Source organism: Paenibacillus sp. FSL R7-277 (assembly GCF_000517965.1).
In the GTDB taxonomy this organism is placed as follows: Bacteria; Bacillota; Bacilli; order Paenibacillales; family Paenibacillaceae; genus Paenibacillus_AQ; species Paenibacillus_AQ silagei.
Map to the genome: position 1 here is coordinate 1 of NZ_ASPX01000021.1, position 12,827 is coordinate 12,827.

General features: G+C 52.1%; 11 protein-coding genes. 4 read left to right on the top strand and 7 right to left on the bottom strand.

Features of this window, described 5'->3' with window-relative positions:
- Nucleotides 1–1,176, bottom strand: a 1,176-nt coding sequence (locus C173_RS35485; RefSeq protein ID WP_162174677.1) for a beta strand repeat-containing protein, incomplete at its 3' end; no start/stop codon positions are given.
- Nucleotides 1,177–1,342: 166 nt separating this feature from the next.
- A complete protein-coding gene (locus C173_RS35630; protein WP_442792624.1) occupies nucleotides 1,343–1,927 on the bottom strand; it encodes a hypothetical protein in 585 nt (194 codons plus the stop codon).
- 4 nt (nucleotides 1,928–1,931) lie between these two features.
- Between C173_RS35630 and C173_RS35635 the strand changes: the two genes are divergently transcribed.
- On the top strand, nucleotides 1,932–2,159 hold the full coding sequence (locus tag C173_RS35635) for a hypothetical protein (RefSeq protein WP_442792625.1): 228 nt from the start codon (nucleotides 1,932–1,934) through the stop codon (nucleotides 2,157–2,159).
- A 144-nt stretch (nucleotides 2,160–2,303) separates the two neighbouring features.
- On the opposite strand, the gene C173_RS32755 is transcribed toward C173_RS35635, so the two are convergent.
- From C173_RS32755 to C173_RS08375, 5 genes are all read right to left on the bottom strand, one after another.
- Nucleotides 2,304–4,031 carry a glycosyltransferase gene (locus tag C173_RS32755; protein WP_051477911.1) on the bottom strand — a complete coding sequence of 576 codons (1,728 nt, stop codon included), beginning with the start codon at nucleotides 4,029–4,031 and terminating at the stop codon, nucleotides 2,304–2,306.
- Nucleotides 4,032–4,249: 218 nt separating this feature from the next.
- Complete coding sequence (locus tag C173_RS08360) at nucleotides 4,250–5,299, bottom strand: sugar phosphate nucleotidyltransferase (protein ID WP_051477912.1); 1,050 nt, start codon at nucleotides 5,297–5,299, stop codon at nucleotides 4,250–4,252.
- An 18-nt stretch (nucleotides 5,300–5,317) separates the two neighbouring features.
- Nucleotides 5,318–6,091: a glycosyltransferase family 2 protein gene (locus C173_RS08365; RefSeq protein WP_051477913.1), complete on the bottom strand. Its 774-nt coding sequence runs from the start codon at nucleotides 6,089–6,091 to the stop codon at nucleotides 5,318–5,320.
- Nucleotides 6,092–6,132: 41 nt separating this feature from the next.
- On the bottom strand, nucleotides 6,133–7,380 hold the full coding sequence (locus C173_RS32760) for a glycosyltransferase family 2 protein (protein ID WP_051477914.1): 1,248 nt from the start codon (nucleotides 7,378–7,380) through the stop codon (nucleotides 6,133–6,135).
- The gene (locus C173_RS08375; RefSeq protein ID WP_200869524.1) at nucleotides 7,377–8,501 is read right to left on the bottom strand and encodes a glycosyltransferase family 2 protein; all 1,125 of its coding nucleotides are present in this window, start codon (nucleotides 8,499–8,501) and stop codon (nucleotides 7,377–7,379) included. Before C173_RS08375 ends, C173_RS32760 begins: the two co-directional genes overlap by 4 nt.
- A 178-nt stretch (nucleotides 8,502–8,679) precedes the next feature.
- On the opposite strand from C173_RS08375, the gene C173_RS35490 reads away from it, so the two are divergent.
- The 3 genes from C173_RS35490 (at nucleotide 8,680) to C173_RS08390 (ending at nucleotide 12,811) form a co-directional block, all read left to right on the top strand.
- Nucleotides 8,680–9,876, top strand: coding sequence for a glycosyltransferase (locus tag C173_RS35490; RefSeq protein WP_036723998.1), 1,197 nt, complete (start codon nucleotides 8,680–8,682; stop codon nucleotides 9,874–9,876).
- Between the two features lie 158 nt (nucleotides 9,877–10,034).
- Nucleotides 10,035–12,182, top strand: a complete 2,148-nt coding sequence (locus C173_RS35495; protein ID WP_162174679.1) for a glycosyltransferase — start codon at nucleotides 10,035–10,037, stop codon at nucleotides 12,180–12,182.
- A 68-nt stretch (nucleotides 12,183–12,250) separates the two neighbouring features.
- Nucleotides 12,251–12,811 carry an acyltransferase gene (locus C173_RS08390; RefSeq protein WP_051477916.1) on the top strand — a complete coding sequence of 187 codons (561 nt, stop codon included), beginning with the start codon at nucleotides 12,251–12,253 and terminating at the stop codon, nucleotides 12,809–12,811.
- The last annotated feature ends 16 nt before the right edge of the window (nucleotides 12,812–12,827 follow it).

Here is a 12,827-nt window from a genome sequence, read left to right on the forward strand (position 1 = left end):
TGCTCCGGTCTCTCCTGTAAGCCCTGTTGCACCAGTCTCACCTGTAAGCCCAGTTGCTCCGGTCTCTCCTGTAAGCCCCGTCGCTCCAGTCTCGCCAGTCAGCCCCGTCGCACCAGTCTCTCCGGTGAGCCCTGTCGCTCCGGTCTCGCCCGTGAGCCCTGTCGCTCCGGTCTCGCCCGTGAGTCCTGTCGCTCCCGTTTCTCCCGTAAGCCCCGTTGCTCCAGTCTCACCCGTAAGCCCCGTTGCTCCGGTCTCGCCAGTCAGCCCCGTCGCTCCGGTCTCGCCAGTCAGCCCCGTCGCTCCGGTCTCTCCCGTCAGCCCTGTCGCACCAGTCTCTCCCGTCAGCCCTGTCGCACCAGTCTCGCCAGTCAGCCCCGTCGCACCAGTCTCGCCAGTCAGCCCCGTCGCTCCGGTCTCTCCAGTCAGCCCTGTCGCCCCGGTCTCGCCAGTCAGCCCTGTCGCCCCGGTTTCTCCAGTCAGCCCTGTCGCTCCGGTCTCGCCAGTCAGCCCTGTCGCTCCGGTCTCGCCAGTCAGCCCTGTCGCCCCGGTTTCTCCCGTGAGCCCCGTTGCTCCAGTCTCTCCCGTAAGCCCCGTTGCTCCAGTCTCTCCCGTGAGCCCCGTCGCCCCGGTCTCTCCCGTAAGCCCTGTTGCACCAGTCTCTCCCGTGAGTCCTGTCGCTCCAGTCTCTCCTGTAAGCCCCGTTGCTCCGGTCTCTCCCGTCAGCCCCGTTGCTCCAGTCTCACCAGTCAGCCCTGTTGCTCCAGTCTCGCCAGTCAGCCCCGTTGCACCAGTCTCTCCGGTGAGCCCTGTCGCTCCGGTCTCGCCCGTGAGTCCTGTCGCTCCCGTTTCTCCTGTGAGCCCTGTCGCACCAGTCTCACCTGTAAGCCCCGTCGCACCAGTCTCACCCGTGAGCCCAGTCGCTCCAGTCTCACCTGTAAGCCCCGTTGCTCCGGTCTCTCCTGTAAGCCCTGTCGCTCCGGTCTCTCCCGTCAGCCCCGTTTCTCCTGTGAGCCCCGTCGCTCCAGTCTCTCCCGTCAGCCCAGTACGACCGGTTTGCCCTGTGAAGCCTGTCGATCCAACGTTACCTCTTGTACCTTGACTTCCGCTCCTGCCTTGAATGCCGGTTGTGCCTGTTGGTCCGGTTGGTCCTGTTACTCCGGTTGGTCCTGTAGCCATTAGTTGTCAACTCCTCGCTGTCATTAATTTCCAATTATTTCAAAAAAAAAAAAAATCTTAACCTTATTTCTAATTCCCAAGATAGTAAGAAACGGGTACACATCCTTAGATAAGGATGGTATCCGTTTCAAATTTTATTTACTTGAGAGGAAAGTACATTCCGCAATTACATTAAGGCCAAAATAGTCACAGAAGCAGCTACAAAACCATTCGGAGAATTAATAATATCCGTTGATATTCTTGTACCAGCTTCAATGAGTACTACCTGCATACTTTTTTCTCCGTCTAAGGCATCTATAATTACCACCATAGTCACCGGAGTGACAGGTCTGGGACTTCCTGGAACTTCAGCTCCTGAATAAACTATATGAAAAGGATCAATATTACCATCCACTGATATTCCAATACCTGGCGACACAGTAGACGTATACTGAACAGAGGCTTGAACGGAGACATGATACATATGCCCTCCAGGCAATACAAAAGTATCGCCGCCCTGCAACCCAATTGACTCTGCAGGATCAGTTACTAGGGCATTAAAAAATCCAATAGGAGTATTAGCGGTACTCGCAACAGTGTACCCATTAACTACATATGTTCCAAAAATAGAAGTGATTGAACCTGTAATCCCGGTCATCCCCGTTTGTCCTGTAACTCCAGTTAACCCGGTTAATCCCGTAACTCCAGTAAAACCGGTTAATCCCGTTAATCCCGTTAATCCCGTGTTTCCTGCTCCCGTTGCTCCAGTCATTCCCGTGTTCCCTGCTCCCGTTGCTCCGGTCATCCCCGTGTTCCCTGCTCCCGTTGCTCCGGTCATCCCCGTGTTCCCTGCTCCCGTTGCTCCGGTCATTCCCGTGTTCCCTGCTCCTGTTGCTCCGGTCATTCCCGTGTTCCCTGCTCCCGTTGCTCCGGTCATTCCCGTGTTCCCTGCTCCCGTTGCTCCGGTCATTCCCGTGTTCCCTGCTCCCGTTGCTCCGGTATGACCCGTCACTCCAGTTACTCCGGTGTTTCCATCGCTACCTTTTGAACCAGGGCCTCCATTTATTCCACCCTTACCATCTTTCCCCGTAGTCCCTGTTGGTCCTGTTGGTCCTGTAACTCCTATAGGCATAATCTGTAATCCCCTTTCAAATTTCTTGGTTTAAATATCTGTTCTTTCTTGAAGGCTGTCTGTTCTTAAGTATAATAGTACTACTCCGGCTGACATCTCCAGGTAATGCTATAAGCTCTCCAATGATCGGATTGCAGCCAAGAACAGCCTCCCGTACCGCAAGACGATTCCTCTCTACCACCCAGTGTTCCTGTTCTACTTCACCAGCCTGCAAGCATAGATTAAGAGAGAACATGGAATACGGACTGGCTTGTGAAGTCTTCATTGCAGATAGTGCTTCCCTCTCCTCTTCCCTCACTTCTTCGTAGGGATTCAGCCATAGTACGTGGGAAGAGGTAAGGAGCCCTTCCAATCTTCCCCATAGCTGTGACTGTTCTTCCTCGGAGGGGAGAGGAAGAACATGTGCACTTAGTACACTGGCAAGCTTATCAGCGTCTGCGCCTATTCCACCGTCGAGCACGATCCATTGATCGGCGAACGGCTGCCACTTGGCTGCCCATTCCCGCAGAGCAGAGAACGGACCATCTCCCTTGCAGAGCATTACGATTACTGACCAGGCATTAGCAGGAGTCGTATTACAACGAAGGGAATTTTTCCGATGAGAAGGTACAGAGAAGCTGCGCACACCCGAAGGAACCTCTTCCACCGCTTGCAGATCATCTTCCAGATGAGCTAGCTTCTCCGCCGCTTCCTTGAATGAGGGGGAATACTCCAGCGCTCTGCGGTACCAGACTCTGGATTCACCAGACATACCCCTTAGCTCATAACAGTTCCCGATATAATAACAGGGGTAAAAGGTTCCCGCACCCTTGAGAACCATATAATGAAGAGCATTCTCTCCAAGCGTCAGACAATGCTCGAAAGCGGAAGTCGCAGCCTCTACCTGGTCGGTATGCATAAGAATGCAGCCCTTATACAGATGCAGGTCCACATAATCCGGGTAGAGACTGATGGCCTTCTCAATGCCGGGCCAGCCTTCTCTGAAGCTGCCCATCGCCAACAGACAGCCATACTTGAGCTTGTAAAAAAGCGATGGCGGCAATCTTCTCTGCCCCAGCGAAGCGGCAATGGCCTGATTAACCTGCTCGAAAGCAAGTGCATACTTCCCCACCCGCTGATACTCACTTGCTATATGGTAAAGACTCCACGGATCGGGGTTCGGATTGTCTGTTACAGCTTCCTGCAGCAGCTTCAAATTGCGTTCATGTTTCGATTTAAGAGTAGTCACGGACTGGAGATATCCATAATGAAATAGCCGGACTGGAAGCTGGAACGGAGTGCTGGTATCCTCCCGGGTATAGGTGTCGGGCCAGCTCAATTGTTCATGAATGCCTCCAGTGAAATGAACCCCCTCTCCGTTACGGAACAAGCGGCACTGAGCCAGCCGGTAAGCTTCATGCGCCTGAGGCCGGAACAGACCATTGAAATGGATCGTTTCCACAGAGGCCAGTTTGTGTTCCTGAAGAGTGCTCACCATTCGAAGCTTCAGCGCATCATTCACAGCGAGCTCTTCGTCGGCATCCATCCATAGTATCCATTCCCCTCTTGCATGAATGAGGCTATAATTGCGGGCTTCCCCGAAGCTCTCCTTCCAGGGAAATTGAAGAATGGTTGCGCCGAAGCCGCGGGCAATGTCCATCGTCCTGTCACGGGAGCCCGTATCCACAATAATGATCTCATCTACCCCTGCGCGTACGCTTGACAGACAGCGTGCAATCCAGGGCTCTTCATCCTTGACGATCATGCACAGGGAGATTAGTGGGACGGTCGCCCTCGCTGTGTTCTGCCATAACGGGACTGCCTCCTTCCATAATGGATTTACCGGACTATGCGGACGAATCCGGTCAGGTGATACACATTGATTGACATCACCTCTTAACCTTATGACGGTTTCTGCCCGCATAGAACATTGTCGGATAAAGTCGGACAATCTAAATATGAAATCCTTGGGCGTTACCGGCATCAATCGCCGGGAATGTATTCCTTCCGTTTTTCCTGGTCCGATGCTGGAAGCAAATGCTTCAGATGATCTGCTGCATCTTTACGGGCAACCAGAATACCCCCGGGACCCGCCGCTACGATCACATCATCCAGCCCGACAAGTATGACCGGAATATCCAGCTCGTTGACAATCTGGCAATTCAAGGAGTCCGCACTGATGTGGCCCCATCCCAGAACGGAGGAGGCCAATTCTTCAGAGAGCGTGTTCCAGGTCCCCAAGTCCTTCCATCCGTCGTGATAGGGCACACAGATCAGACGGTTGTTGCCTTCCAACACCTCAACATCGAAGCTGCTCTTGGGAAGGAGGTGGTATTGCCTCTGCAGCTCTGCATAATCCCTTGGGAAGCCTGCTGCTTCCAGCCGGTTGAGCTGATCGCATAACCGGAAAGCGAAGATGCCGCAATTCCACATCGCCTGCTGCTCTAGCAGTGCCTCTGCCGCCTGCCTGTCTGGCTTCTCCACGAAGCAATCGACCTGCACATAGGCCGGATTCTCCTGCTTCCCTGCTGAAGAGACAGCGGATAGGGCTGGAACAATGTAACCATATTTCCCTGACGGGCCTTCTGGCCTCGCACCAAGCAAAGCAATTTCCGCACCGGAGTGGCGCAGCGCCTCATCCAGTTCTGTCAGCTTGAAGAAGAATTCGTCGCTCACGTAAGCATCTACCGGCAGCACAATAACCGTCTCCTCGGGTGATATCTTCTCCACCGAGTATAGATAGGCTGAGGCAAGACTGACTGCAGGAAAGGTATCCCTGCGCCGCGGTTCAATAATGACCTTCGGAGCTGTGCGAAGTTGCTTGCGGATCAATGTCTCTTGTCCGCTTGACGTTGCAATATAGACTTCATGGCCGAGGCCTGCAGCCGACAACTGCCGCCAGATCCGCTGAAGCATGGACTCGCGCCCGCCTCCCGGAGCAGGCAGCACCTGAAGGAACTGCTTGCTCCGGATACTGCTGGAGAGCGGCCATAAGCGTGTGCCGGAACCACCGGATAGAAGCACTAGCTTCATGGTTCATTCCTCCTTCCCCTACTGGAAGTCATCTGCAGTCAGATTAACTGCGCTGAACTGCTCTTCGGTATCCCAAAAGGTCAGCATTCCGTACTTTTTGCGGTTATCCAGGTATTGGGGAATTCCCGCCTTTCTCAAACCGTCGCTCATAATGACATATTCGTAGCGGTTGGTGCCGTCACCGTACCGGACATGCTCCAGAATGTCACGGCGCATCACATAGGTGCAATGGATGACGTCAACCTGCACAAGACCTTTCACGTTCTGATATAAGTAATAGAAATACAAGTCGTTGCTCTTGAAGTAACCATCTTCATCCACCATATTATGATAGTTGGAATATAGACTTAACGGAGCCTCAGCCACAGTAAGCAGTGGCCCGACCACCGGCAGATTCGTAGAGAGCAGGCTCTCCAGCGTATCCGGGGCAATGAAATTATCGCAATCTGCTACAAAATAATGGGTATTTCTCGATTTAGCCCATTCAATTGACTCTTGGCGCAGCCTGCCGATTACTCTTAAGCGTTCATAAGTCCATTCATGCGGAGCATAGTCCTGTACAGGCTCTTCCACATCACTGGTATCCAAATGCACCTCATGGTATCTCTCGCCCACCCGTTCGACCCATTCTCTAAGGATCTCTTCAGTCCGGTCATTGTTGTTGTTGGTCCGAATGTACAGTTTGATCCTTGAGGCAGGATACGTCTGCCGCTCTATAAGTTCCAGATAGAGCGGCAGTACATGCGCCTTGTCCTTAGCTAATATAGCAACCGTTACCAGATCTTGTTCCATGATTGCCCTCCTGTTAAAATATTCTTCACCTTCTTATATTTCTATTGCCTGGACGCGGCAGTCTCTCGGTCTGCAGCAGTTAACCGGGTGCTGATGGTAGCATGGCTGACGATACCAAAGAATGGACTCTGCCTTGGCTGCTCAATATCCTCTGGATAGAGCTTGCCGCTATCCTGTCTGATCATATACCGGGCACCTTCCGCACAGCGGAGGGAGACCACTTGATATTGGTGAAAGAGGGACAGCTTAAGACCAATGAATCTCCGGCGCTCATCTGCAGTGAGCACATCACCCTCCTGCAGCCAGAGAATGTAAGGCTCCGTTGCCATATGGACGATCCATTCCCGCAACATCCGCATGTCCAGCTCCCCCTTCACAGTGTAGACCTGCCGTGTATAGCGGGCAGCGGTTTGCGCGATGCGTTCATTGCCGGAAGGGTCCACGACAATTATTTGTTCTGTTACCTCTGCAAACGAAGCGAGTGTCTCTTCCAGTGCGGCTTCATTGCCGGATGCAATAATTCCCACGCATACGCGCACGGGTGGACTATAGATCAGGCTGTGAATATCCGCACCCCATTTCTGAAAAGCCTTCTTCTTGTTCTGCTGCAAAAGCGTTTGAAGATCGAAAGAAGAGGTCTGCCCCATACTGGCATGGCCGATATGGTGGATGAATGAATCCTCCGCAATCAGGAGCTTATACCCATGCTGGATCGCCCGCAGGCACAGGTCGTCATCCTCGTAATTCCCCAGACCGTATCGTTCATCGAACCAGCCAATCTCATCCAGAACACTGCGCTTGACCAACAGACAGAAGCCGATCAGGCGGCGGACCTCCTGTACCTGCCCACGCTTTGCTTCACAGTACTCTGCCGCGAATGTCTCCATATCCTTAAGTTCACTGTAAGTCACCGGAATACGCTGATGTCCGCTGATATAATTCGTAACAGGTCCTGACATGCCGACCGCACTGTCACTGTTCAATGCATGGAGCATGGGAGCCAGCCACCCTGGGGGAACAACAGTATCATTGTTAATGAACAGAACTGCTTCGCCTTCTGACGCTTCTCCCCCTTGATTGCAGCCTTTGGCAAATCCCAGGTTCTCCTTGTTCTCAATCAGCTTCAGTTCAGGATAATGACTGTTCAGGAATGGCACGGTTTCGTCACTTGAGCCATTGTCAACAATAATAATCTCATGTTCTTCGGGAGTATTTCGCTTGATGCTCTCCAGACATTGAACTGTTAAAGACAACTGATTAAGGGTAAGAATGATAATGCTCGTCTTCACTGGAACAACTCCTTTTGTTCTTTTTGTACAGGGCAATTAAACTCTACATGCTTGCCTCCGAGCAGGTTCGTATAATAATCGCGGTTGTATATCGCACTGGGATTTGACGGATAGTGTGCGAAAGAAACCTCATTGCAATAGTCAGCGTATTGGTGGTCTCCCAGTTTATCGTAGCAGACACAGAGCTGCAGATTCGGGAGCCATGTACCGGCGGAATAAGCCTCCGTTCCCGGTTCACTGACCTTAGGGAGGGACGCTGCCATCTTGAACCAGTACACCGCCTGTTCATATTGTTGTAATTCCATGAAATAAAAGCCTATCTTACAGCAGGTTTCCGGACGCGGGAGATCATAGTCGAAAGTACGGCACATGGATAGCAGTTGCTCCTGTTTTTGCCCCAGCGCCGCATGGCTGTCCGCCAACCTCAAGCATGCCTGAATATTATCCTCGACCCAGCCTTCACCTTCTGACAAGAAACGCTCATAGTTCTCCAGCGCCTCATGGTAGTAGCCATGATCGTATAGCTCATTAGAGTAATAGATCCGGTCTCTGGCGGTAAACGGCTTGCCCTTGGCTATCATTTTGCGGAAGATATCAAGGTTACGCTGCGTATATTCCTTGTCTTTCTTATGCGTAACGCATACGTCGCTCTCAAGCACAGGCGGGGTGACTTCAATATATTCATGAACAGCCCCGGTCCACCTGAACCCGCAATCGCGTCTGATCAGACGGTTGCGTCTGAAGCTGTAGAGCGATTTCCCATGTTCATCCGTTATGAGAATATAAGACATAGATACCGCATGATATTCGGAAGTCATTGTAGCCTTCAGAGTCTTGAACCGCTCCCGGTCGATCTCCTCAATGACATCATCTGCATCCAGCCACATGATATACTCACAGGTCGCTTGGGCGAATGCATAATTGCGGGCGGCTGCGAAATCATCGATCCACTCAAAATCATAGATTGTGGCGCCATATACGGCCGCAATCTCTTTGGTACGGTCTGTTGAGCCGGTGTCCACGATGACGATCTCATCCATAATATCCGCGACCGATGACAGGCATCGTCCCAGGCTCTTCTCTTCATTGCGTACAATCATACACAAGCTGATCGTCGGCAAGTCTTCTCCTCCTTCTTGCAGATTCTGAATATCCGGACTTACCGGATTTCTCGTATATGTATATGCCGGCCCTGACGGATCATTCGGCCGGATTTGCCTGCATGAATTCCATTCCGGTTCATAAGCTAGTACAGACACCCCTGCAATGATCTTCTCACCCCAATTGAAGGAGGAGCATATGCATACGATTTCCCCCTCGCTCTACTATCGTTTATATCGTTACGGCACAGGCTCCAGGATTGCCTCGGACGGTGTGTTATCGTTACCAGAACAGACGGCAATCGGTACTAGTGTGCTGGTGCGTGAGGGTTACCGTTGGGATATCCCCTCTCCCGCCAAGAATGGCTCACCCCGTATCGTGATCGGGGACCGTTGTGAATGCAGCCGGTTCCTGACGATCACGGCAACAGGTAGAGTAGAATTGAAGGCCGATGTGATCACAGGTCCGCATGTGTATATTAATGACGCCAGGCAAGATTGGGAGAAGGGAGGTAACCCTTCTGACACGTTAATAATCGGTGAAGGCTCATGGATCGGAGCACACTCCTCTATTCTGGGCCCTGTGAAGATTGGCAAAGGCTGTGTAGTCGGTGCAGGCAGCGTAGTTCTTCGGGATGTGCCGGATTACTGTGTTGTTGCCGGCAACCCTGCTGAATTCCGCCGCATCTATGAGCCGTCTAGCGGAGAGTGGATCAGGGTAGATAGCGAGGCGGAGGCTCGTAGGGTATTGGACCGCAGAAGCAGGGAACCTCTGCTATCCATTTGCATACCCGTACGTAAACAGGCTGTAGAGCTAAGACGCTGTCTGGAGTCAATTTATGCTCAGGTGGATGATGATGGATTAATGGAGGTCTGCGTCCTGGACGACGCTTCGTCCGAGGAGACCGCAGAGGTGGGGCACCACTATGGGCAACTGTACCGCAGCTTCCGGTATCACAGCGACCCAGATCTTGCAGCAGGAGGTTCTCTTGCAAGTCAGGCTGCGGATAGGGGGCACGGGAAATTCATTATGCTGCATGAGCCGGGAGACTCCTTCATGCCTAACTCTCTTCTTCCTTTTCTGAACGTGCTGCATACCCATCCTGACTGTGCGATCATCCTGATTCAGCCCGTGTTCATCCGCAGCACTCCACAGCCTGAACAGCTGAAGGGACTATCTGAATTTGTCAGGCTTACAGCGTCCTCCTCGTCCCCTCCTCTCCCTGTTGTTCTGAACCGAAAGGATTGGGAGCGTACTGCCGATTCTGTACAAGCCACAAATTTTCTGGACCCATGGGTATCCCGGCAACATGCATTATTGCAATTGAATCCGCAGTTCTGCCTGTGCCGGTATACCATGACCGAAGCCAGGCGGCACATCGGATCAGCTCCGTAATTACGGCTATTGCCAAAAAAAAATGATCTTTGACCATTAACCGAATATATATAGACAATGAACAGGCAGAGATCTTAAGGCGTAAACTTCGGGTCCATGAAGTCCGGTAAATGACAGGGATGCCTGGTACTGAGGACAAAGGAGAGGATGTCAGCGACATGGATGAACGTAAAATTTGTTTTATCATGTGTGTGAATAATGAGGAATTAGCGGAACGCAGCCAGAAAAATCTTAAGCAATTACTCAAACCGGATGGATTCACCGTAGATCTGCAAATCGTCAGGAATGCCTCCGGCCTGGCAGCGGGGTACGATCAGGCCATGCGCCAGTCAGATGCCAAGTATAAGGTGTATATTCATCAGGATGTCCATATCCTGAATCCCCAATTTCTTGAAGACATCGTCCGGCTGTTCTCCCGTTATCCGTCACTCGGCATGTTAGGAACCGTCGGCGCTAAGACGCTTCCGTCTTCCGGTATATGGCAGGACGCATCACAGAAGTTCGGTAAAGTGATTGATAGCTATACAGGCGCACTTCAGCCTCTTGAATTGATGCAGCCGGTGGATGAATATGAAGCGGTGGAGACGCTCAGCGGACTGCTGATGGCAACACAGTACGACCTCCCCTGGCGCAAGGATTTGTTCACCGGCTCACACTTCTATGACGCTTCACACAGTCAGGAATTCATCAGCAGCGGCTATGAAGTAGGTGTTCCCAAGCAGCTTCTGCCCTGGTGTCTGCATAACTGCGGTATCCCTGACCGAAGCACTGCTATGGAGAAGGCCCGGCACATTTTCCTTGAATATTACGGCTATGGCAAACACCATGGCCAGCACCGGTTCCACCGGCTCGGCAGCGGCTGCAGCATTCATCCATCCTGCGAATTGTCAGGTACGGCCGGAATTGCTCTGGGCAATGAAGTCAAGCTGCAGGCAGATTGTTCTCTTTCGCTCCCCTATAATAATATTGTCAGCGAACCGCGTATCCAGATTGGTGCAGGAAGCGAGATCGGACGCCGGTGCAGCCTGTCGGCAGTCAACCGGTTAATTATTGGCGCCCAGGTCGCCATATCACCTAATGTGCATATATCCGATCACAATCCTGCTTATGAGAATATTCATCTCCCCGTCATGAAGCAGGGGGTGACTTCCTGGAGCCATACCGTAACCATCGGTGCTGGGAGCTGGATTGGCGCCAACACCGTTATAGCCGGGGAGGTATCCATCGGTAAGGGCTGTGTCATAGGCGCGGGGTCAGTCGTTGTATCCGGCACGGTAATTCCTGACTACTGCGTAGCTGCGGGTACACCTGCCAGAGTAATCAAGCAATTTGATCCCGACTCCAGGAAGTGGCTGAAGACTAACGGATTGCCCAGCGAGGAAGCTGAGCGTCACGCAATAGAGACTGTTCCGCAACCGCTTATAAGTATTTGTATCCCTGCCTATAACTGCGAACAAGAGCTCGACCTTTGCCTGAAGAGTATTTACAGTCAGAATGCCAGACAGGAAGATTTCGAAATCATCGTATCAGATGATGGCTCCACAGATCACACGGAAGAGCTGGTGCGGAAGTATCAGGCCAGCTATCCTAACCTTCACTACTACCGCAATGAACTTAATGAAGGAACTGACCGCAATACCCTGAAATGTGCAGGCTATGCCAAGGGCGAATTCATCAAGCTTCACGGCGGCGATGATTACTGGCTCCCCGGCTCCGTCGAAGCCTTGTATAACCTGATCGAACAGAACCGGAACTGTAGCCTGCTCTTCCTAGATATCCTTAGTAACACCGGAGTGATGAACCGGGGCTCGGGGATCAGCAAGTATGTTGAGCAGGTCTCGATCTATAGTACATTTCTGTCGGGAATCATTATGCGCAGGAAGGAATTCGAACAGATTGCCACGCCTGAGCTTTTCATCGATTCGAATCTTATCCAGGTCTATCTGGAGCTCTCTATTCTAGAGATTTCTCCGGATTATTGTGTGTATCACCGCAAGCTGCTGACCAGCAGCGACAAGATTGCAGGAGGTTACAGCTTCGCACGGACATTCATTCAATCATACCTTGGGATTCTTCATTACTTCCTGGATAACGGATTGGATGCAGCCGTATTGGCAGCCGAGAAGAAGCAAATCTCCCATACCTTCTTGCTCTGGTGGTACAACTACATGCTGGAGAAGAATCTTCAGCAGTTGCAGCCCGAAGATTTCCCGCAGATTTTTGTTGCAGCTTACCAGGATGAATCCTATTATCCAGAACTGCATGAACGGCTGCACAAGATTCAGGTTAAGCATCTAAATATCTGAGGCTACATAGCCGCCGGGCAGGCCGCAGCAGCAGGCTTGTCCGGTCCATTATAAGGAGGCATCAGTGCATGGAAGGTATCAGCCCGGAATTTCAACAACGCTTCAGTACCTTCGGACCCGGCAGTCTGATTGTGCTTAAGACCGATATCAACTGTCCGGAGAAAGTCGCTATCGGTCGCAATGTGCTTATTCAGGAGAATAGCTGGTTCACGGTAGTTCATCCCGGTAAGGAAGAACCGCCGGCCATTTCGATCGGAGACGGCTGCAGCTGCAGCCGCAATCTGATCATTACCGCTGCGAACAGCGTGACTCTGGAAGATAATGTCATCGTCGGGCCAGATGTCTATATTGCCGACACTAACCATCAGTACCGCCAGATCGGCATTCCCATTCGCGACCAGTGGATCACCACTGCCAGCCATCAGGTGAGGATCGGTGCAGGCAGCGAGCTTGGTGCCCACTGCGTCGTTGTGGGTAACGTAACGATTGGCAAGGGCTGCCGGGTTACACCTAACAGTGTGGTAACCCGGGATTTGCCGGATTACTGCATCGCGGCGGGCAATCCCGCCAGAGTGGTGAATGTCTATGATCCCGAAGCGGGAGTATGGCAGCTGCCCGGCGAGGGCTGATGTTGATCGTAGAATA

What these genes read in the sequence shown, in the direction of transcription:
- C173_RS35630 (WP_442792624.1), bottom strand. Translation starts at nt 1,927, where the DNA reads ATGACTGGAGCAACGGGAGCAGGAAACACGGGATTAACGGGATTAACG.
- C173_RS32755 (WP_051477911.1), bottom strand. Translation starts at nt 4,031, where the DNA reads ATGATCGTCAAGGATGAAGAGCCCTGGATTGCACGCTGTCTGTCAAGC.
- C173_RS08360 (WP_051477912.1), bottom strand. Translation starts at nt 5,299, where the DNA reads ATGAAGCTAGTGCTTCTATCCGGTGGTTCCGGCACACGCTTATGGCCG.
- C173_RS08365 (WP_051477913.1), bottom strand. Translation starts at nt 6,091, where the DNA reads ATGGAACAAGATCTGGTAACGGTTGCTATATTAGCTAAGGACAAGGCG.
- C173_RS35490 (WP_036723998.1), top strand. Translation starts at nt 8,680, where the DNA reads ATGCATACGATTTCCCCCTCGCTCTACTATCGTTTATATCGTTACGGC.
- C173_RS35495 (WP_162174679.1), top strand. Translation starts at nt 10,035, where the DNA reads ATGGATGAACGTAAAATTTGTTTTATCATGTGTGTGAATAATGAGGAA.
- C173_RS08390 (WP_051477916.1), top strand. Translation starts at nt 12,251, where the DNA reads ATGGAAGGTATCAGCCCGGAATTTCAACAACGCTTCAGTACCTTCGGA.